General features: G+C 41.1%; 16 protein-coding genes. 3 read left to right on the forward strand and 13 right to left on the reverse strand.

Annotation, left to right across the window (positions count from 1 at the left end; translation table 11 throughout):
* Positions 1-35 precede the first annotated feature (35 nt).
* The 3 genes from BR73_RS0100355 to BR73_RS0100365 form a co-directional block, all read right to left on the reverse strand.
* Positions 36-1,790, reverse strand: a complete 1,755-nt coding sequence (locus BR73_RS0100355; RefSeq protein WP_033163934.1) for a sensor histidine kinase — start codon at positions 1,788-1,790, stop codon at positions 36-38.
* Positions 1,787-3,301, reverse strand: coding sequence for a response regulator (locus tag BR73_RS0100360; RefSeq protein WP_033163935.1), 1,515 nt, complete (start codon positions 3,299-3,301; stop codon positions 1,787-1,789). The genes BR73_RS0100355 and BR73_RS0100360 overlap by 4 nt, the downstream gene beginning before the upstream one ends.
* Positions 3,302-3,628: 327 nt before the next feature.
* A complete protein-coding gene (locus BR73_RS0100365; RefSeq protein ID WP_033163936.1) occupies positions 3,629-5,638 on the reverse strand; it encodes a beta-galactosidase in 2,010 nt (669 codons plus the stop codon).
* Between the two features lie 371 nt (positions 5,639-6,009).
* Between BR73_RS0100365 and BR73_RS0100370 the strand changes: the two genes are divergently transcribed.
* On the forward strand, positions 6,010-6,930 hold the full coding sequence (locus BR73_RS0100370) for an AraC family transcriptional regulator (protein WP_033163937.1): 921 nt from the start codon (positions 6,010-6,012) through the stop codon (positions 6,928-6,930).
* Between the two features lie 152 nt (positions 6,931-7,082).
* Positions 7,083-7,274, forward strand: coding sequence for an H-type small acid-soluble spore protein (locus tag BR73_RS0100375; protein WP_033163938.1), 192 nt, complete (start codon positions 7,083-7,085; stop codon positions 7,272-7,274).
* A gap of 87 nt (positions 7,275-7,361) precedes the next feature.
* Here the strand turns inward: BR73_RS0100375 and BR73_RS0100380 are convergent, their stop codons facing one another.
* Positions 7,362-7,577, reverse strand: coding sequence for a hypothetical protein (locus BR73_RS0100380; RefSeq protein ID WP_156034556.1), 216 nt, complete (start codon positions 7,575-7,577; stop codon positions 7,362-7,364).
* Between the two features lie 249 nt (positions 7,578-7,826).
* On the opposite strand from BR73_RS0100380, the gene BR73_RS0100385 reads away from it, so the two are divergent.
* On the forward strand, positions 7,827-9,629 hold the full coding sequence (locus BR73_RS0100385; RefSeq protein WP_051684862.1) for an ABC transporter ATP-binding protein: 1,803 nt from the start codon (positions 7,827-7,829) through the stop codon (positions 9,627-9,629).
* 54 nt (positions 9,630-9,683) lie between these two features.
* Here BR73_RS0100385 and BR73_RS0100390 read toward each other — a convergent pair whose 3' ends face one another.
* The 9 genes from BR73_RS0100390 to BR73_RS0100430 all read right to left on the reverse strand — a co-directional run bounded on the left by BR73_RS0100390 (position 9,684) and on the right by BR73_RS0100430 (position 21,280).
* The gene (locus BR73_RS0100390) at positions 9,684-10,841 is read right to left on the reverse strand and encodes an ABC transporter permease (RefSeq protein ID WP_033163940.1); all 1,158 of its coding nucleotides are present in this window, start codon (positions 10,839-10,841) and stop codon (positions 9,684-9,686) included.
* The gene (locus BR73_RS0100395; protein WP_033163941.1) at positions 10,828-11,997 is read right to left on the reverse strand and encodes an ABC transporter permease; all 1,170 of its coding nucleotides are present in this window, start codon (positions 11,995-11,997) and stop codon (positions 10,828-10,830) included. The genes BR73_RS0100390 and BR73_RS0100395 overlap by 14 nt, the downstream gene beginning before the upstream one ends.
* A 76-nt stretch (positions 11,998-12,073) precedes the next feature.
* Positions 12,074-13,015 (reverse strand): ABC transporter ATP-binding protein, encoded by a 942-nt coding sequence (locus BR73_RS0100400; protein WP_033163942.1) that lies wholly within the window; start codon positions 13,013-13,015, stop codon positions 12,074-12,076.
* A 200-nt stretch (positions 13,016-13,215) separates the two neighbouring features.
* A complete protein-coding gene (locus BR73_RS0100405; protein WP_033163943.1) occupies positions 13,216-14,643 on the reverse strand; it encodes a S41 family peptidase in 1,428 nt (475 codons plus the stop codon).
* Positions 14,644-14,846: 203 nt separating this feature from the next.
* On the reverse strand, positions 14,847-16,025 hold the full coding sequence (locus tag BR73_RS0100410; RefSeq protein ID WP_051684863.1) for an ABC transporter permease: 1,179 nt from the start codon (positions 16,023-16,025) through the stop codon (positions 14,847-14,849).
* Positions 16,003-16,752 carry an ABC transporter ATP-binding protein gene (locus BR73_RS0100415; protein ID WP_033163944.1) on the reverse strand — a complete coding sequence of 250 codons (750 nt, stop codon included), beginning with the start codon at positions 16,750-16,752 and terminating at the stop codon, positions 16,003-16,005. Before BR73_RS0100415 ends, BR73_RS0100410 begins: the two co-directional genes overlap by 23 nt.
* Positions 16,753-16,760: 8 nt before the next feature.
* Positions 16,761-18,431 carry an HlyD family efflux transporter periplasmic adaptor subunit gene (locus BR73_RS0100420; RefSeq protein WP_051684864.1) on the reverse strand — a complete coding sequence of 557 codons (1,671 nt, stop codon included), beginning with the start codon at positions 18,429-18,431 and terminating at the stop codon, positions 16,761-16,763.
* Between the two features lie 30 nt (positions 18,432-18,461).
* Entirely contained in the window at positions 18,462-20,807 is a 2,346-nt protein-coding gene (locus tag BR73_RS0100425; protein ID WP_033163945.1) for an S-layer homology domain-containing protein, read from the reverse strand.
* Positions 20,808-21,004: 197 nt separating this feature from the next.
* A complete protein-coding gene (locus BR73_RS0100430) occupies positions 21,005-21,280 on the reverse strand; it encodes a YciI family protein (RefSeq protein ID WP_033163946.1) in 276 nt (91 codons plus the stop codon).
* Positions 21,281-21,370: the final 90 nt, after the last annotated feature.

A 21,370-nucleotide genomic window follows, 5' to 3' on the forward strand; every position in this document is an offset into this window, starting at 1 on the left:
GCTTTAGAATTATCTGGAGGTTAGCTGCCTTTCATTCAACCCGGGTATCCTGAATCTTCACCGCTTACCAATGGAATATGGATCGACACACAGGTACCGATTCCAAGTGAACTTTCCACTTCCACAGATATTTCCTGCCCATAAAAGAGGGACAGCCGCTTCTCTATATTCTCCAGCCCATACTGGCTGCCTTTGGAATTGCCCTTATCCTCCTGGCTCATCCCCTTCCCATCGTCGGTGACGCTAAGATGGATATAATCATCCTCCATCCACCCCGTTAACATTACAACACCTCTGCCATCCTCTTTCTCACAGATTCCGTGTACAATGGCATTTTCAATAAAAGGCTGCAACGTTATCTTCGGAATCAGATAGCCGTATATATCCTCCTGAACTTCCTCTTCAAATCGTATCCTCCCTTTAAAACGTCTCTTCTGAATATCCATATAAGCTTCGCACATCCTGATTTCCTCTCGGATGGTAATAATATCCTTCCCTTTGCTTAAGGACAAACGGTAAAATTTAGACATTGCCTGTATGACCTCACTGATATTTTCTGTTTCATTCTTTTGTGCCATCCAGTTGATCATATCAAGGGTATTATATAAGAAATGGGGATTGATCTGAGACTGAAGTGCCTTTAACTCCGCACCTGTCTTTTCCTGACCCAGTACGAACTGACGGGCCATAAGCTCCTCCATCCTTTTAACCATATAATTATAGCTGGTTATCAACCGGCCGATTTCATCGGTATGAGGCTCAATAACCAGTTCTTTCATTTCACCGGTCTTAATCTGCCCAATCTGATGATGCAGTAATTTTATACGGTAGGTGATGGATTTCGTCAGAGGATAAATCAGTATGATAAGTAAAAAGGATACCAGTGCATACATCATACCCATTTGATAGGTCATATTGTTAAGAGCTTTGGAGATGGCATCGGCAGGTATTAAGGAGATGAGCCTGACATCAGAGCTTCCCACCTGACTGCTCCTTAAGTAGTAATCTTCCTCAAGGAGTTTGACTTTTCTAAAGCTTTTACTGCTTTCTACCTGAATTGAAGGAATCTGGTTTTCTGACTCCTCCTTCAGATTGGATACCAGAAAAGTACCGTCTTCTTTTTCAAGATAAAAATACTGATTTTTCTCAGAGTTTATGAGCATTTTCTTTATTTCTTTCTTATCAATCAGGACTGCAATGATTCCAACAGCCTTGCTGTAATCATTTTCATCCCACAGGGTTCTGGTCACTGCAATATACTTTTCCTTCTCCCCTTTGGCAGCACCGGAAAAAGACACCCAGGTAGGCCTGCCATTATTCTCAGCTAACTGGCGGTACCAGTCAGTTTTCTGGATAGCGCTGATGGGGCGGTAACGCCCCGTCTGATTCCTGGCAATGACAAAATCATCATCAATATAATAAATGATATCGTCCAGGTCAAAGGTTAGTTCAAGGGCATAAGAATAAGAGGATATATTCTCAAAATAAGCCAGCTGTCCGATAAGATCCATATCCTTTTCCGTCAGTTTAAAGGTCTTCTTAATGGTATCGTTCACTGCAAGAAGAGTAGAGAGGTTATGTACTCTGTTCATACGGTCCTCCAGGGACTGATACACCTGCTCATACCCCTGGTTGACCGCATACATCTGCCGTTCCAGGGAATTGCTTCTAAGTTCCTTCAGCGATAACCAGAAAGTAACCGCCAATGGTATAATTCCTGCTGCAAAAATCAATATCAGCAGCTTTCTTGTCAAAGTAATATTCTGAAACCAGTTAGATAATCTCTTCATTCTGTTCTCTGCTTTCTGTATTCCAGAGGAGTTAGATCCGTTACCTCTTTAAATACCTTGGCAAAATAATTACCGTTGGCATATCCGCATAACTCTGAGATTTCTGAAATCTTGTAATACTCATTTGCCAGCAGGGTCTTCGCCTTCTCTATCCGGTAATCGCTTAAATACTGTTTTAGGGTTACCTGGGTCTCCTGCTTAAATAATACATTCAGATAAGTGGGAGAAAAGTGGAAATACTCTGCTATCCGGGTTATACTAAGGTCCGATTCCTTATAATGGTTAGCTATATAGTCCATGACTCCTCTTATGATTCGGCTGTATTTAGACTGATTTTGCTGTATACTTTCTATCTTCTCGATCAAAGCCTTCATAAACTCTTCTATTTCTGTCAGGGTCAGGAAACGGTTCATCCGCTGTTCCATGTCTTCTTTGGAATGAACACCGCTTATATAGTCCATCAGATCAGGATACTGACCTGCCATGGAAGCTGCAAAGGAAACCAGGAGGGTCTGTATCTTTTCTTTCCTGTAATACTTTTGCTTCCTTAAATCAGTAAAGAAAGCAGCGCACCAGTTTTTCAGCTGAAAAGGCTCCTCTGTCAAGACCTTCATGAATTCACCGTAAATCCCTGGTTCTACCCCTTGTTTTCGAAGGATTTCCTCATCAATCATAAATACTCGTTCTTCTTCCTCATAAAAAGCACAGTTAATAGCCAGCTGAGCGGTCTGATAACTGTTGTAGATATTCATGATATCGGCAGCATCAAAACCGATTCCCAGTGTTATATCCGGAATGCTTTCCGTCATTTTCCGGTAGAGGGCCTGGAGCTTAGAACTTTCTTTTCTTCCAAAAGCTATAATTACCAGGTACTTTCCTTCTCCCAGATAATTGCATAAGACCTGTAGCTTGAACTTTCTCCAGAAGTTCAGTATATGACTTTGAAATTCTTCCGAATTGATACCACTTTTTTTATTCCAGATAATCAGACAGATGTAGTGCTTATCTGTTGGAAAGGCTACTTCATTACAAAGTTTGTACAGCATTTCCTTGTCGTTATCCTTACACACCAGGGTGTTGGCAAGTTTTTGCTGCTGCAGTTCCTTTCTGTCTGCTTTTAACATGCTTGTCTGCTGTTTTGCTTTGATATCCTTAGCAGCTTTCTCGATTGCACTCCTTAGAACTGCCAGGTCAATAGGCTTTTCAAGGTAATCAACAGCTGCTAATTGAATGGCACTTTTGAGATAATCGATTTCCATATATCCGCTCATAAATATGATTTTACTCTGAGGATTCAGCTGTACAAGTTCTGCGGCAAACTGAATACCGTTAAGCTTCGGCATCCTGATATCCGTCAGTACGATATCAGGCTTGAACCATTTTGCTACTGCAAGTGCCTCCATACCATTTCTGGCCTGCATCACTTCTCGTATCCCCATACTGTTCCAATTGATGCTGTCGATTAACCCTTCTCTTGTATAATCTTCATCATCAGCAATCAGAATCTTCATAAAAACCTCCTATCTGCGCGTATCAGCACACTTTTAAAACCAAATGCCGCCTCTCTAAACCCCCCGTCAATAATTCTGTCAAATGAGCTGCAGAACTAAAATGTATATCGTTGTACACCAAATAAGCTTTTATACAGACAAAGGATAAAAGCTTTTAGTTTATATTATAGCTCATTAATGGCAACAGATACTATGGTAAAAAATCCAGAATTCCAGCAAAAAAAGAAACTGACCTTTTGACAATCAAATTCCATTACCTGAAAAATCCTCCGGCTGTATAGGTTCCGGAGGATTTTGAATAAATACTATGATATTAAAAGAAAACCTTTAATACCCTATCATAGGTATGGCTACAGGGCTTCTGTCATAGGCCTCTGCCTCATTATTCCTTACCTTATAAAGTACCTTCGCAGTTTCATACGCTGCCTCCATTAACTCCTTATGGGGCTGCATACAGATATCTACCATTCCGATCTGATAGTTCTCACCATCGTATCTGCCAAGACAGAACTGGTCATTGAACTGGAACCAATGAGCGCCTACACCGTAAGGATGGGCAGCCACTTTTTCTACGAAATGTCTCAGCATAATACCTCTTTCCTCCTGATTCTTAACCCCCTTCAGCCCGGTTGCGGTAAGTCCTCTGTCCAGTGCTCCGCAGTGGAATTCGCCAAGCAGGATGGGCAGATCAACCCCTGCATTTTTCACAAAATCCATATCCCTTGTAGGGTCAAAGTCATAGCAGTTGATGGAAAATACATCGAAATACTCCCAGCCGGCCATCATATCAATATTATAAGCTTTGGACCAGCGAAGCCCCAGGTTTAGGTGATTCTTATCTATAGCACGGCAGGCAAGGGCGGGTACTCTTATATATTCCCTGATAAGGTGTACGGAGAAGCTTCTGATATCCTCCGCTGATTTCGGATAGACCTCAGAGCACTTCTTAATGGGACTTTCGAAAGCCTTAAAATCAGCAAAGCTGGTTTCCCAGGCTTGGTTCAGGGCTTCTATGGTTTTGTAGGTATCCTGCAGGTACTTTATCAATCCTTTCTTGCAATAGGTAGATGCCGGATTGTAGAGCACCTCATCGGCTATTGCCAGCCCTTCTACAAAGTTGAATTCAGGTTCATTCCTAAGAAAATACCCAATAAGCCAGGGATCCTCTTTCCATTCCAAGAGCTTCTTTGCATAAATCTCTGATTTCTCCTGATATTCTGGTGAAAGTACGTCCGGAAAATCTCTGAAGATCAGTGTATCTGTACCAGGAAAACCTGGCAGCTCCCTGACATAGGGAAGCTTGCTTCTTCCATTGTTGACACATAATCCCGGGAAATTCCCCTGAGAATTCAATCCATTTTTCATAAGGATATGATGAGCGATTTCCTCCCACTTTTCCTTCCAGTTCTCTCCGTATGCTCTTTTCAGATTAAGAGCAGTAAAACTGGTCATCTTATAACTGTCTAAGGGCATATAGGCAGTTCTTCTCCTGGCTCCCTTTCTATAAAAAGCCTTGTATTCTGCATCTTCTTCCTCCGGCAGCCAGTCACAAACCTGTTCGAAATTATCAATACGGCACTGGTCTCCGGCACCGGTCAGGCAGGGTCCGAAAGAGAAATAATCACAACCTTCCGGATCTGTAAGGTGCCACCTTCCGTCAGCGGTCTTATGGGTACTAAAATAACCGGTACCCTCCTTTAATTTGCGGCTGCGGTCACCGCCCCAGCTGTTCCACTCTGTGAAAGGATACTCTGCCTTTCCTTCATTTTCCTTTAAACGGGACTTTAATTCTTCCAGTGAATGAATTTTCCCAGGCCATTCTTTTTCTTTCCATTGACCGAATTCATCTACGACTTTCTTATCCGGTATCGGAAACTCCTCCGGCTTTTCATCGGTTAAAATGAAATTTTCCAATCGAACCTTCACATTGTGATAGGTTTTTTCAACACCCAGCTCGATTCTTTCCACTTCTCTTAACTCTGTGCGCTGTCCGTGAATAACAAGCTTTAATAATCCCGGTGTCCTGTTCGTATAGATTGTACTGTTATCCAGCCAGTTAAGATCCAGGCATACTCTTGTCTTAAAACCAGGCAGCAATCCAAACCGCATCAGAATCTGTTCCTTCTCAGAACCGGGTACAAAGAAACGCAGCATCATGGCCGCAGAATGCTCTTCTAAGACTTCTATATCACCTACAATGTATCTTTTTCCTGCTTCCTTTACCTCAGATAGCGTTATGCCACCCCCTGCTGCCGCATATTCAACTGTACATGAGTTCTGTTCCTGCGTAAGAAAGACAGCATCTCTGCCCGATGACTTCATAAAATTAATTTTCATTTCCTTCTCTCCTATTCCTTTTGTTTTTATCTGTCAATTCTCTTATTTTTGTGCATTTCATTTAAATTAGTTTTTCCCTTTCAGGAATAACAATGCTTGCTGCTTCACACTATTATGCCAACACTCTTTCCCGCCTTGGCACGCTCCACTCATAAGTAGAAATTGCTTTCTGATTTCCACACTATATACTTTAATAATAAACCGAATGCCCAGGAAGACAATGTAAAATTCCAGTATCTTTTTGTAAACAGGCGACTTATGATTACCATAAGACCGTTAACTTCCTTGAAAAATTAAAAATTATCGACTATACTATCCTTAAGGACCAGATTTAAATATTTTGCAGACTATTAGAAAGGCATGGTTAAAACATGGATAATATGCTCTATTACCGAATGGACAGCGGTTATCTGCCACGAGTAAGATATATCGATCAGGTAACAGTAAAACCTCCCCATGTCCATATGCGAAGAAAAACAGAAGAATTTATTCTGTATTATATAATTTCCGGAGAAATGTATATTAATGAAGGGAACAGAAGTTATATTTTACGAACGGATGATATGCTGATACTTGACCCTGCCCTGGAACATTACGGCACGAAAACCGCTGAATGCACCTACTTCTATATTCATTTTTATCACGATGAGATGAAAGAGCACCAGGAGGAGAAGGAAGTTATTAAAAAATTACTGAAGGATCACAGGCTTACCTCTTTAAAAACCCATGAATGCGAGATAAACGAGCGCAGGATTCATGATATTATCCTGCCAAAATATTATCATATCAATCAGCCTGCTGCCTCCTCAGCACTTATTGAGCTGCTCTATCAATTAAGAGAATCACATCACAATCACCTGGAGTATTTTCAATTAAAGACCAGCAGCCTTTTTCTGGAGTTTATGATAGCCTTGTCAAGGGAGCTGACCTCTGGTTTTCTATACAGTGATAACAGCCTTTCAGCCACCAGATCCACCCGAATGATCTATGATTTGCTTGCTTTTTTCCAGGATAATTATGCTTCTGAAATATCCAGTAAAAGCATTGAGGAGAAGTTAGGCTGTAATTTCGATCACATCAACCGGATGTTTAAGAAAGCCACGGGAACAACTATTTTTGCTTACCTGAACGAGCTGCGAATCTCCAAATCTAAGCATTTGCTCTCAGACGGTTCCGGTAAGATTTCCGAAGTAGCGGAAAAGACCGGTTTCCGTGATGTTTATTATTTTTCAAAGGTTTTTAAAAAATATACCGGAATTACTCCCGGCGCTTACTCAAGAAAAATCAACTGACATAATATTTCACAGTCAGGTAATTTATTCTCCTTTTCACACAGAATATTTCAATTGCGTTAAACAAACAATACTACCGGAGAATGAAATAACAACATAGGTTTCATTCTTCTGAGTTTTTAACCTATTACCATTATCAAAGGAGACTGACTATGGATAAGAAGCGTGCTTCGGAAATTGCCCATTTACCAGAAATGGTTCATGTAACCTGTAACGGAGAGGCTGTTTATATTGAAAATGTAAATCCCAATAAAGATATGTGCAGCATCCATACCTTAAGCAACCCAGGAAACAGCCGGGAAGTCCATGTTACCCAGTTAGTTGAATCAGAAAGCTCCAGATAATAACAAGGACTTGTACCGGCAGCCAATATGTCATAGCCTGCTGATGCAAGTCCTTTTTCGCAAATCTTTTTTACTGTTTGAAGCTCTTTAATGTGCGATATCAACTACTTTATAGCCGTTATTTTGTAAATGGTTGTTAATTTCCTGGGCAGAGGTCTGTTCATCATAGTTAACCTCCAGATAATCCTGACCTTCGCTTAAGAACACATTCCGGACACCAACGATGCCTTCCAGCTGACTTTTGACTCTATCCTGTGTTTCATTGAACTGAAGTCCTTCAATGGTAAGCCTTACATTTTCCATCTGACGTTCCTTTCCTGCTCTATACATGTGCTGGCTTGATAAATACTATTGGCTGCTTATCTTTTATTGTATTGTGCAGTACTAGTATCTGCGTCAGACGGTCTTTTATTCTCTGGTGATTTTTGTATAACGGTTGATGTATTTTTTTATAATATCCTTTTTTACTAAATGAAAGATAATACATTTTCATCCCCTGTCAACAGTGCTATGATAACCAATATATTACTAAACGGAAGGATGAAATTACATATGTCAGAGGGAGCAGAGTGTCCTAATTCAGACAATACCAAGAAACCAGGGCCTTTTATAAGATTTCTGCATTACGTTAAGCCTTACACCTGGCTGATTGTCATCGGTGCTATCGGAGGTATTATTAAATTTACCGTCCCGCTTATATTCCCACGAATAATGCAGCATTTTATTGATGATGTATTCAGTTCTGCCAGTGTGCTGACCTCTGCAGAGAAGATGCACCAATTAAACTACTGGACCTTAATCATTATCGGAATCTATACTTTTATCTGGATTCCCGGAACTTATGTCAGACACTTCTTTACTTCTAAAGCAGGCAATCAGGTTACCTTTGCCTTACGGTATGATCTGTATAAACATATGCAGAGAATGTCCGCTTCTTATTACAGCAAACACCATTCAGGCGGAATCGTATCCGTATTAATGAATGATATTGCCTTGGTATCAAATCTTGTGGGAAATGCCCTGACCAATATCTGGATGGATGGTATACTGGTTATTGCCTTATTATTCATAATGCTTCGCATGGACTGGGTGCTTACCCTGGCCTCACTCTCTATCTTTCCCTTTTATCTCTTTATCAGTAAGAAAATTGGCCGAAGGGTTAAGCGTAACAGCCATATGGTTCAGGATGAGACCGAAGAAATGTCAGCTCATGTACAGGAAAAAGTAGGCGGTTATTCCGTCGTGCAGGCCTTTACCCAGGAAGCCTACGAAAGAAAGCGTTTCCGCAAAGAAGCCACCAAGTTGCTGAACTTTCAGTTACAGAGCGGAATGTTAGCTTCGTTAAATACAACCATTACCGGTTATCTGACAGCTCTTGCTCCTATTGTGGTAATATGGGTAGGCTGCCAGAGAGTTAACAGCGGTGTCCTTACAATCGGTGAGTTAATTACCTTTTATGCCTATCTGGGTAATTTCTACCTGCCTATTAACCGCTTTGCCGAATTAAACGTAGTATTTTCTACCTCAATGGCAGCTCTTGAACGTGTACTTCATGTTATGGATCAGACTCCGGATATTGTTGACAGCCCGGACGCAGTAGAATGCGCGGATATAAACGGTGAAATTGAACTTAAGAACATTTGCTTTTGCTATGAAGAAAACGAGCAGATTATCAAGAATATGAGCCTTATCATTCACGCCGGTGAACGTATTGCCTTAGTGGGTGCCAGCGGCTCCGGTAAGTCTACTTTGGTTTCTTTGATTCCCAGATTTTACGATGTACACTGTGGAAGTGTATGCTTAGACGGAAAAAATTTAAAAGACTATAAAACGAACTCCCTAAGGCAACAGGTGGGTATTGTACCCCAGGAAACCATTCTGTTCAGTGGCTCTATCAGAGAAAATATTCTCTACGGTAATCCCAAGGCTTCCGATGAAGATATTATTGCTGCTGCCAAAGCTGCCAATGCCTATGATTTTATACAGGCAATGCCGGAAGGCTTTAACACCGTTCTCGGTGAGAGAGGTGCCAAGCTATCCGGCGGGCAGAAACAGCGTATTGCAATTGCCAGGGTATTTATTAAGAATCCCAAGATTCTCATACTGGATGAAGCCACCTCTGCTCTGGATTCCCAGTCGGAGAAATTAATACAGGAGGCTCTCGACCGTCTTATGGTCGGCCGCACCACCATCCTTATTGCTCACCGTTTATCCACTGTAGTAAATGCAGATGAAATTGTTGTCATGAATAAGGGAAAAATCATAGAGAAAGGCAGCCATATTCAGCTCCTTGCTCAAAACGGAGCTTATGCAAGACTCTACCACACCCAGTTTGATGAGGCTATTGGTGAATAACCGTAAAATCGGTGAATAACCGCAAGATGGTGAATAACTGTAAAGTATAAGGAGCTACTGTGCAAGCTTTCTGGAATGGGATACCCCAATGGCTGCTGCGAATATAACAACAGCAATAACAGCCTGAATACCGAAATTTCGAAATATCAGGTTGTACTGTTCCCCTGAACTGTTAAAAGAATCAATGGTCTGATTTGTCACTACATACCAGTAAGTAGGCAGTAGCTTTGAGAACCTTAATACACTCTTACTCATATATTCTAACGGAACAAATATTCCGCCGAGGAAGCTGAGTCCCAAACCGATAATATTGGAGGCCATATTAAGGGCACTGGAGGTTTTAACAAAAAAGCTGACAAGGTAGGTCAGACTCATTGCCACCATTAAAAATACCAGACTGTTTGCTAAATATAATACTCCTCTTATGCCAGTCAGCTCCTCTCTATAGATAAACAGGGACAGGAGTACAAAAGCAGCCCAGCAGGCAAAACCAAAAAGCAGACCGGCAGATATCAAAGCGGCATTCCTGCTTCTCTCTGACAAGGCGGAACACTTGATTCTCCAATCCAGGTCTTTCTTTCGGAAATTCATAAGGATTCCGCCAAGTCCATTTATCAGCATGCAGATAAGTACATAGGGAATATAGGTATAAAAATAATAGGCCTTGCTCTTTTCTGCCTCTTTTCCTTCCACCTTTAGGAGGGTTACCTCTGCAGAAATAGAAACAGTATCCAGTGCTTTTGCCGCCGCCTCTTCTATACTGAAGCCTCCGGCGGTATAGGCACTTAGTACGGACAGATATTGATTAATCTTGTCATCCAGTAACTTTCCGCTTACACTGTCCGGAACTTTTACATTCTCCACAACACCTTCAAAGCTGCCGGATTTTATCTTCTCCTCAAAACCTTCTTTTATAATCAGAACATATTCTATATTCCGGTAAAAAAGCTCATCTGTTATGGAATCTTTATCGTTTTTAATTGTTCTCAGCTCTTGGGTCTTATCAAGATATTCATACAGGCTTTTGCTCAATACGGTATTATCTTCATCAAATACTGCCATCTTTACCTTTGAATCATTATACACTACCTCCGTTTGTTTCTTGCCATTACCGGAGAGTAACAGCGATAATGCCAGGAAGATAATGAAATATATTATGATGCTTGGCATCTCTTTTCTCAAGTTTATAAAAAAGGCCTTAAATACTTGCATATCGGTTCCTCCTTAATTGCATATAACTTCCAAAGATAAAGAACACGGCAATAACTCCCATTAAAACAAGGTTCGTGTAAAATCTTTCAAAGTTATCGTACATATTGAGAGAATACAGGCAATCGGTAATCAACGCCGCAGGGTTTATCCGGTTTACAAAAGGAACTGTATGTTCCACAATATCCTTCATATTATTTATCATAAGTCCGCTTAGGAAAGACAGTACAAGACTGATGACTGAAACCAAAGCATCCTTTATTGTTACAGAAATGCCTCCGATGGAACCAATGAACGTCCCCATAGCCACGCCAATTACAGAACCGGCAAAAGCAGTCACAATAATCTGTGGTACTCTGTCTCCAAAATCAATTTTTAGTACCATGGTGAGATAACCAATCAGCAGCAGAACGGAAGAGAAATCTACCAGGACGGAGCCACAGAAGTCAGCAACGATTACCGTAAGCTTATGGGCAGGTGATACCTCTCTTCTTGCACCAAGTGCCGACAGGTTTCCCTGGATATCCTCTACGCACCGTCTGCCGATAACAGATCCGTACATGCAGGTCATGGCTATCAATGCAAAGAAATACTGAGAAAGATTATCCATTTTAGCATTGGAATAGGATATTTCCTTGTTAAAGTCCATACTTTCTGAGAGTATGTTTATGGCAGCTTCCATTTTATCCGGATGAGTGCTTCCAATCTGTTCAATAACACTTTTATGTTTTAAGTACGTTTCCAGGAAAGATTTTATGATTGTCTGATTCAGGCCTTTGCCGCTTACGACTACCGAAATATTCTGTGAAGCTGCACCTTGTAAGGCTTTATCCTGTACTGACACAATAATTCCATCGACCTCTCCCCCTTTAAGCAGTGCTTCCCCCTTGGTCATATCTGTTTTTGTTATTTGAAACAGCTGGTCATCTGACTCTGTCCCCAGCTCCTCCAGTATTCCATCAAAGGTCTTATCTGCTCCGCTCTCCGTTACATATGCAATAGGTACAGGAGAAAAATCATAATCGTCAGACTGCATGATCGTACCAAAAGACAGATAAAAGAAGGTCCCCAGCACAATTGGGAAAGCAAAGATCCACCCCAGCAGATCCTTTTCACGGAACAGGGCTTTCAGTTTATATTTTAGCAAGTGAAAAAACATACATTTATTCCTTTCTAAGCTCAGAATTCTCCCTATACATCATTCTTAAGCAATTAAATTCCTTCAGCTGTTAATATTAATCCCTAAGCTCTTTACCGGTAATCTCAAGAAATACGTCATTTAAGGTGGGCAGTTCTGAATGTACCCTGCCAAAGGTGATCCCCTTTTCCTGGAGGTAATTCATAATATGAATCAGATTATGTTTACCGCCGTTGCATTTTACTGTGAGCTGTTCCTTCGCATACTCTGCAGAGTATACATGATTTATCTGTCTGATATTTTCAAGATCTTCATAAGGCAATGCCCTCATATCGATATAAATAGTTTCATTATTCTGAATCATCAGCTTCAGTTCGTTTGCTGTTCCATTTGCAATATTTTTTCCTTTATCCATTATAACAATTCTGGTACAGATTGCTTCCACCTCTTCCATATAGTGAGAGGTATAGATAATGGTAGTTCCCTGGCGGTTCAATTCAACAATTCCCTCCAGAATCTTATTACGGCTCTGGGGGTCTACGGCAACTGTTGGCTCATCCAGAATAATCAGTTTGGGTTTATGAGCTATTCCGCAGGCAATATTTAAGCGCCGGAGCAATCCGCCAGAAAGCTTCTTTGGATAAAACTTCTGAAATTCCGTAAGCTCTACGAACTGTATAGCTTCTTCTACATATTTTTTTCTTGTGGCTTTCTCCTTCACATAAAGCCCGCAGAAAAAGTCAATATTCTCATAAACCGTGAGGGTATCAAAAACAGCGACATTCTGTAGTATAACTCCAATATCACGTTTCAAAGAATAACTGTCCGGATTCATCTTCTGTCCAAATACTTCAATATTTCCTTCTTCAAATTTCAGCAGTGACAGAAGGCAGCTTATGGTTGTTGTCTTTCCCGAACCGTTAGGTCCTAAAAGACCAAGAATCTCACCTTCCTTTATTTCAAGGTTAAAATGATCAACCGCTGTCAGCTCTTTATATCGCTTGACCAGGTTATCAATTTTTACAACTGTCTGACTCATCCAATAATCCTCCTTAGGTTTATTCACAATGATATATTACTAATATTTAGTAATAATGGATAGTGTAGATTGTAAAAAGATAATGTGACAATTGTCATGAAAAATAGGACTGTTCAGGTAAGTATCAATATTAATTAACTGCCTGAATGACAAAAATAGCTGCAGAACCTATACAGTTCCGCAGCTACTTGCCTTTAAGTTCAGTTATTATTATTCTTAATCAGCCTTAGACAGGTATCCAGCGCTGTTTCATCTTTCCGGCGGTAATAATCCGGCTCTGTGCCGTATTCTTCGCTATTCCTGCCATCACCGGTTATTCCATATATGGGACTGTATTGAACTACCAGTCCAGTGTTAGGCAGGATAATATAAGCAGGATCAACACCGATTCCGTCACCTCCTGTTTGTTCCCCTACCAGAGCCGCAAACCCGGATTCTTTTGAAAACATGGCGGCGTATTCTGCGGAGGAATAATTCTGTGCGCTTACTAACAGCCATATCTTCCCTTTAAAAGCTGACTTGTGATTTGGTTTGATCAGATAAGTCTCTTTCATAAAATAATCCAGCTGGGATATATCCTCTTTATTTATACCCTCAAGGTCCGGAAGTTCTGACAGAGGCAGCCATAGTCCTTCTGCAAGACCTTCTTTCAGATTGAGAAAATACTGATTGTTCAATCCTGCCTTCGCCAGTAAGTAGGTTGATACTGAATATGTTTTATCAGCCAGAGGCGCTACTACCAATTGATTATAATAATCCATCCCGCCGCCGGTATTCTTAGTAATATCGATGATAAGGTGGTCATAGCTTTGAACTTTCTCATAAAAGGGCAGCAATATCTGCTTATCTTCCTCATAAGTGCTCATATCAAAGGCTTCAATATCTACATAGGCAATTTTACCCTTCTCCAGTACCTTTGTTGTTACATTTGGTATGAATTCCGTCTCTTCCCAGCCGGTCCCACTGTCCTCTGAAAAACCCATTTCTTTGTTTCGTTCAATGACCTCTGCCTCCAACTCTTCATAGAAATCCCTCATAAGCTGATAGTTCTTCTCAGAAACAGGATTTTCCAGCTTGTCAATGTATCTTTGTAAGGTCTCCTTATATTGCGGAAAGGCTTCCACTGTGTCCTTCAGACTTTTCAGTTCATTGGCATATCGGTAGCCCCAGGCCTGAATATGACCCGTATATTGTAGTTCATTAATGAAGGCTCTGAGTAAAGTCCAGAAATCATCATCATTTCTGCAATCTTTTATCTGTTTTCGGTACTGTTCATAGCTTTCTTCCATATCCACGTTATGCTTGCGGTTCACCACCCCAAAATAGGGGTAGTTAGCCTGAAGCTCTTTATAAAGGGTATCAAAGTCATTCAGATATTTTTTGGGAGACAGACCCATCCAGCATTTTTCCCGGTCTGTCATCTCTGCTAACAAATCTTCCATAGTAACCGGTTGCCCTGTTACCGGCACCTGCTTACCGTTCTCCTCAACCACGGCCTCAGAAGGTACTGCCTCTTGTGTTACAGTGGTTTGATCGGCTGACTCTCGCCCCTTCTCTTCCTGTTCTTTTAGTTCAGCCGAGCTCTCCTCTACTGTGTCTAACTTCGTATTTTCGAAACTATTTTTCAATTTAGGGGAACAACCTTCCAGGGCAAATACCAATATAATTAATAGGATTATTCTTTTTTTGATTTATTCCACCTCCCTTCCTATACATAGTTATTGAGTCTGTTTATCTATATATCTTCTGCGTAAGCTTTGCTTCCATGGGATTTAGCTTTTCGGATATATTCACTTCTTAATGCTTCTATGAAACTTTAACTTTTCCACCTTTATTCACTTCTTAAGGCTTCTATGGGATTTAGTTTTGCTGCCTTATTTGCCGGCAGATATCCGAATATGATTCCTATACCTGCTGAGATACCAAAGGAAATCAACACTACTGACAAGGTAGGCGTCGCATTAAAGCCTATGGCCTTACCGATTTCAATACTTGCAAATGCACCTAAAAGGATACCTATTGTTCCGCCTATTCCGCTTGTAGTCCCGGCTTCCATTACAAACTGGCGCATAATATCTCTTTTTTTGGCCCCCAGAGATTTTCTGATACCAATCTCTCTGGTTCTTTCGGTTACGGATACCAACATGATGTTCATGATACCGATACCCGCTACCAGCAGGGAAATTCCTGCAATACCTGCAAGAAGTGCCGTCATCATACCAAGCTGAAGGTTTATCTCGTTTAACATATTTATCAGGTTGGTGGCAGAATAAAACTTCTTATCATGATAAATATTATACAGATAATCATTAATGTCTGAGGTTACTTTCTCCACCACATTGGTATCCTTTGCCACCAGGGAATAGCTGCTGATGCTTCCTATCCCCGCCTGTCTTGCACCGGTGGTGTAAGGTATGTAAATACAATTGTCATCGGACCACTCCACGTTATTTGCAGTTTCTTTTAAGATTCCTTTAATGGTATAGGCTTCTCCGCCAATTTTAATGGTATCTCCAACTTTTGCTTTCTGACCAAAAACCTTTAAATCCACATAGCTGCCGATTACACAGGTTTTTTCCATGTTGGTTATATCCATGTAATTAATAAAACTGCCCTTTTCTACCGTCTTATCATTGAGGCTCGCATACTTTTCATCAACTCCCGTAATCTGAGCTCCTTCCATCTTGTCTGTTGCACCTTTTACAGTAGTCTGAAAGGCAACGTTAGGTATCACTGCCTTAACCGTGTCCTTATGCTCCTTAGCATATTGGTACATGTCTTCTTCGGTCAGTATTACATCTCCATTCCTTCCGATGAGGGAGACCGTAACGTTATTCACTCCCATTGATCCAAAGGAGTCTTTCATTTCCCTTGTCATTCCCTCCATCAGGCTGACCATGATAATGACCGAGGCAACACCGATAATCATACCAAGCATGGTGAGGAAGGACCGCATTTTATTGCTTACGATGCTGCTCCAAGATAACTTAAATACCTGTATCAGACCCATGCTCTTCCTCACTTTCCTTTAGAACATTTTTATATTTCTCAACCTTACCATCAAAGGATACCTTACCGTCTATAATCCTGATGACCCTTTGGGCCTCTGCTGCTATGGAATTATCATGGGTTATCAGAACAATGGTATTTCCTTCACGGTTCAAGTCTTTTAACAAATCAAGAACTTCTCTGCTGGTGCGTGAATCCAGGGCACCGGTGGGTTCATCTGCAAGAATCAGGGACGGATTGCCTGCCAGGGCTCTGGCTATGGATACCCTTTGCTGCTGTCCGCCGGATAATTGATTGGGCAGGTTTCTCCATTTATCGCCGATTCCCACCTTCTCAAGTACCTCCAATGCTCTTTTCTTTCGTTTTCCTTCACTTAAACCGGCATATAAAAGGGGAAGTGAAACGTTCTCCAGCAGGTTCTGCTTCGGCAGCAGATTATACTGCTGAAATACAAACCCAATCATTTTATTTCGTATTTCTGCCAGATAGTCCCCTTTCATTTTGCTAACATCCTGCCCTTTAAGAATATACTTTCCACTGGTGGGGGTATCCAGGGCACCAATGATATTCATCAAAGTGGATTTACCGCTTCCGGACTTTCCGACAATTGCAACGAACTCTCCCTGATATATCTTAATACTGATGCCATCATTGGCCCTGACCTGGGTATCGCCCATGTTATATACTTTCTGTATATCTATCATTTCAATTAAAGGCTCAGCGCTCATGTCTCCTCCTATTCCGTCACAGTAACTTCTTCGTAATAGCCCATATCGCCGCCACCGATTCCACTGGTATCCACAAAGGGAATATATACTTCGTCTCCCTCCTTCAGACCGGATTTTATTTCTACATAGGTACCATCGCTGATTCCAACCTCTACCTTAACCTCCTTAAAACCGTCAGGTACACCCTCCGAATCCACAGACCCGTTGTCCTTATGACCTTTACCCTCTGCTTTGGTATCCTTATCTGCTGTTTTTACATATACAATATTGTCACGCATTACTGCACCTGTGGGTACCATGAGCACATTATCTGACTTGGCAGTTATGATTTTTCCGGTTACATTCATTCCAGGAAGTAAATTCCCGGTTTTATCAATGCGGATGGTGACCGGGTAAGTGGTAACACCGTTATTGGTGGTACTGTTCAGTCCGATTTTCTCTACTCTGCCTTCTATCTCTTCTCCGGGCAGGGCATCTGCGGTTATTCTGACTAACTGACCTACTGAGATATTTCTGATCTGCAACTCATCAATATTCATACGAAAGGTCATGGCAGACAGATCATAGACAATTGCCAGCGCCCCTTTGCTGCTGTCGGTTCCCGGATCTATGGTATCTCCCTTCTTCTTATTTTTAAGGATTACCTGACCGGATATAGGGGATTGAATGCTGTAATTCTCTAACTGATTTTTCTGGTTCTTAAGGGCCAGCTCCGCTTCCTTTAACGAAAGTTTACTGTCCTCAATTGCGTTGTTCATATCCTTTGAGGCCAGGGTATAGATTGTGCTTCCGCTTTCCATATACCTGCCTTCCGCAAGCTTTAGCGTACTTATCTTTCCGGAACCCTCTGCCGTTATGGTCTGCTCAACACCTGCTCTGAAGGTACCGTTTGCAGCGCACTGCTCTGTGCCAATGCTTGCAAGGGCCAGTGCTCCGGCTGCAATTCCTCCCGGATTCTTTACTTTTATGGTTACTTTCCTGGTAGCTATATTACCGGCTATGGTCTCTTCCATGTCACTGACTGCGGTTACTTTTCCCTTTAGCTGTTCCAGTGTTGTGTCCATGGTTATGACCGCCTGCTTTCCAATCAGGCTGTCTTTTACCAGTGCCGAGAGAAAAGGTACCTCAAGATACATATAGTCACTGTTATAGATATCCGCAATATTGGCTCCGGCCTGAATATTGTCACCGGCTTTCACATAGAGCTTCTTAACATAACCTGAGATTTTGGCAGTCTGCTCCAGATCACCTAACTTTATCATGGAGTCATCATAGTTCCTTTTTGCTTTCTCAACGGATAAGTTTGCGGATTCTATACTGTTTTCCACATCTTTTGTGCTTATCTGGTATAAGAGATCTCCTTTTGACACCCTGTCGCCTTCCTCAAAAGGTGCCTCCAGCACTTCTCCTTTTACAAGAGCATTGACCTCGTATTTATCCAGGGGTTCAATGGTTCCTTTCCCGCTTAGCATGCTCTCTACATTACCTTTGGTAACTGTTGCTGTCTGTACTGACATTTGAGCCTGATTGCCGGCAGGCTTTAATAACTCCATGACCTTTCCCGCAATTACTGCAATTATAAGCAGGATAACTGTATATTTAATAACCTTTTTCCACTTTATATTCTTAAGATTTATTTTGCGCTTCGGCTTCACACTGCTTACTTCCTGTTGTGTCATTTAGTCTCCTATCTGCCTGTTCCGGCAATGTTATTTCTTTGTTGCAACAATAACCCTGATAACACCGTCTTCCTGGTTAATCTTATCTGTATAGGCCTCAACATTGTATTTCTTCAGATTTGAGATGTCGGAAAGTTTGGCAGGGTAATAATTATTATCGCTGTAAACATATACTGCTGCTTTGTCAGAGATAGGATATACAGACTCGCCTCCCCTTACCTGATTTCTTTCGATAGAAGTAACCCCAACCTTATAAAGGGTCTTCAGGAACTTGATCTCACCATTATTAATCAGAAATCCTTTAGGTCCTGCTGTTTCGTTAAAGCTTATTTCCTGGGCTTCTGTGGTATATTTATTTCCACTAAGATCATAGGTATAGGTGCCGGATAACTGTAAATTTCCATTACCTGCGTTCATCTGATCGATTATTGTAAAAGAAAGCAATATTCCATACTGAAAGAGGTCTCCCGTGGCATTTAACAGTATCATATCCGTGATCTCACCGGATTTATTTACTCCGTAATATAACACATTCTGGCTGGTTAACTGGGTTCCGCTGAGTTTGTTAGGGCTTACCTTTGTATAACTTCCCTTTGCTACATCAAGAATATTGGCATTGGCCGTAATTACCCTGCCGGAAACACTGGTACCGTTACTGCTTACGGTACCTTCCAGTCTGCCGGATACAGCCTTCGATACTACTGGTTCACCGTTTACATAGTTTATCTCTACAATATCTCCCACCACGAAATTTGCCAGTTTTGTATCATATTCCTGTTCCGTTCCGCTGGTATCTACAATTCGGATATAATTGATTAGATCAGCGTTTCCTTTACTGTCCTTCGACATATGTATACCGGTCTTAATAACATAACCCGCTATTACAGACTGAATATCTGTTGCAGGGGTAATTCCCGCTACGGTTCCGTCATCTCCAAGAAGCAGTACTACCCTCATTCCCTCTCTGATACTTCCCTGGGCAGATAGCTCATAACCTAAAGCCTGACTGCCAATCTTATAGGTAACTCCGCCAACTACTATTTCAGCAGGGGCTACCTGATTGGGTTTTGCTTCCTCATAGGTTCCGTAGACCTTATTATTATAGGCCCAGATGGTTTTTAATTCTTCAGAATAATAAACTACATCATATGCCTCCAGCCTGCCTTTTTCACTTAACTTACCATTTTTATAAATTCTTGCATTCTGAACACTCTGAGGTAGGTTGGACAGTGAACTGTCTTTTAGGATATAGGGTCCCTTTTTATATTGATTCAGTATGCTTAGATAATCTACCTCTCCCTTTTCGTCATAGGCCCAGATTATCTTTGCTTCTTTGGAATAATACAATATATCATAATTGGTTATATCTGATATAGCTGCCTTTTTATCATTTTTATAAATACTGGCTGAGCTTGCACTGAAGGGAATTTTCTCTTTCCAGCTGCTGCCATATAGGTAGGGTCCCTTTCTGGTGCTATCAAGAAGAGCCTTATATCCGATGTTACTATCCGCGTCAAATGCCCATACTGTCTTTAAGGTGATAGAATAATATATCAGGTCACCTGCCTTAATGCCAGATTTTCCACTTTTATTGTTATTCTTATATAGTCGCTTTGCGCTTACCTGAAAAGGAATGGATTTCTCCCATTTCGCATTTACAAAAAAGGGGCCTTTTAAAGATTCATTCACTTTTTTATCGTAATCAATTTCTCCCCTGACATCCAAAGAATAACCAAAGAGTTCCCCGTAAAGGCTGCCCTCTTTATTTTTTGCCTTTAACAGATTATAGAATAAGTTTATACAGTCCTTCCGCTTCATGGAGCTGCTTCGTTTGAGGCTTATATTGCTGTTTAAATCCTTATCCAGGTAAAGTCCGTATTTGGCATCGGAAATGTTCCCTTCAAAGTCCTCATTACTGTAACCCAGCAGCATAACTGCTCCATTTATAGCTTCCTCAAGGGTCACCAGTTTCCCAGGCTTAAACTTACCCCCAAGATAACCGCTCATCCAGCCCTTGCTGACAGCTAATTTGATATAACCGGAATATTGGTTCTTTGGTGATACATCTACAAATATTCTTGCATTGGTATTACTGCTTACCTTTCCGGCATAGCTTGAAAGGCTTACCAGCATTTTCGCATATTCTCCACGGGTCACTCCTTTTGTCGCTCCCCAGCTTCCCGATGTATTTACATTTATCACTCCCAGCATTTCCATTACTTTAACAGAAATATCAGTATCCCCTGACTCATATTGAAAACCTGCTGTATCCTCTTTTTTGCCTGCCTCTGCTGCATAGGCCTCCCCTATCGGCACGGTTGATACTGTCATAATCACTAAAATTATAGCCATGATACCGGAAAGTACTTTCTTCATCACTTTAATATCTCCTTTCGATACAGCTAATAACTGTATCCCTAATGTCAAAAACATGAATATTTTACCATATAAAATCCATATAGTTCTTTCAATTACCTTACGTATTTATAATAATTATCTAAAGAAACTCAAAAGATTATAAAAATAGAGCTGTTGCTATATTTTTATTGCAACAGCTCACATAAATTCCGCTTCTACAGCAGATAGTTATTAGTCTCATCCGCTATTTCCATTGTTCTCAGCTCATAGGTCTTACAGCCGGAGGAAATAAAGGGATCTGACTGCGCTATACGGTCAGCCTCTTCCTTATCCTGTGCGGAAAATACTACCATTCCTCCGGGATAATCTCCAAATGGCCCACAAAGTATGAGTCTATCCTCTTTTTTTAGTTGCTTCAGATGTTCCACATGCTGTTCCACCAGTTCTTTATTAAGCTGGTTCTGGTTCTTCATCAGGTATACAAATGTCATAGTGCTTCCTCCTAAATTCTATTTTCATAAATTTCATCCTGTAAAAGCTGTGTTTCAAATTATTAAGCTATCAGCTACCTCTTTTTTTAA

It is taken from the genome of Clostridium sp. KNHs205 (assembly GCF_000702945.1).
Taxonomy (GTDB): Bacteria; Bacillota; Clostridia; order Lachnospirales; family Lachnospiraceae; genus Anaerocolumna.

What these genes read in the sequence shown, in the direction of transcription:
- BR73_RS0100355 (WP_033163934.1), bottom strand. Translation starts at nt 1,790, where the DNA reads ATGAAGAGATTATCTAACTGGTTTCAGAATATTACTTTGACAAGAAAG.
- BR73_RS0100360 (WP_033163935.1), bottom strand. Translation starts at nt 3,301, where the DNA reads ATGAAGATTCTGATTGCTGATGATGAAGATTATACAAGAGAAGGGTTA.
- BR73_RS0100365 (WP_033163936.1), bottom strand. Translation starts at nt 5,638, where the DNA reads ATGAAAATTAATTTTATGAAGTCATCGGGCAGAGATGCTGTCTTTCTT.
- BR73_RS0100370 (WP_033163937.1), top strand. Translation starts at nt 6,010, where the DNA reads ATGGATAATATGCTCTATTACCGAATGGACAGCGGTTATCTGCCACGA.
- BR73_RS0100375 (WP_033163938.1), top strand. Translation starts at nt 7,083, where the DNA reads ATGGATAAGAAGCGTGCTTCGGAAATTGCCCATTTACCAGAAATGGTT.
- BR73_RS0100380 (WP_156034556.1), bottom strand. Translation starts at nt 7,577, where the DNA reads ATGGAAAATGTAAGGCTTACCATTGAAGGACTTCAGTTCAATGAAACA.
- BR73_RS0100385 (WP_051684862.1), top strand. Translation starts at nt 7,827, where the DNA reads ATGTCAGAGGGAGCAGAGTGTCCTAATTCAGACAATACCAAGAAACCA.
- BR73_RS0100390 (WP_033163940.1), bottom strand. Translation starts at nt 10,841, where the DNA reads ATGCAAGTATTTAAGGCCTTTTTTATAAACTTGAGAAAAGAGATGCCA.
- BR73_RS0100395 (WP_033163941.1), bottom strand. Translation starts at nt 11,997, where the DNA reads ATGTTTTTTCACTTGCTAAAATATAAACTGAAAGCCCTGTTCCGTGAA.
- BR73_RS0100400 (WP_033163942.1), bottom strand. Translation starts at nt 13,015, where the DNA reads ATGAGTCAGACAGTTGTAAAAATTGATAACCTGGTCAAGCGATATAAA.
- BR73_RS0100410 (WP_051684863.1), bottom strand. Translation starts at nt 16,025, where the DNA reads ATGGGTCTGATACAGGTATTTAAGTTATCTTGGAGCAGCATCGTAAGC.
- BR73_RS0100415 (WP_033163944.1), bottom strand. Translation starts at nt 16,752, where the DNA reads ATGAGCGCTGAGCCTTTAATTGAAATGATAGATATACAGAAAGTATAT.
- BR73_RS0100420 (WP_051684864.1), bottom strand. Translation starts at nt 18,431, where the DNA reads ATGACACAACAGGAAGTAAGCAGTGTGAAGCCGAAGCGCAAAATAAAT.
- BR73_RS0100425 (WP_033163945.1), bottom strand. Translation starts at nt 20,807, where the DNA reads ATGAAGAAAGTACTTTCCGGTATCATGGCTATAATTTTAGTGATTATG.
- BR73_RS0100430 (WP_033163946.1), bottom strand. Translation starts at nt 21,280, where the DNA reads ATGACATTTGTATACCTGATGAAGAACCAGAACCAGCTTAATAAAGAA.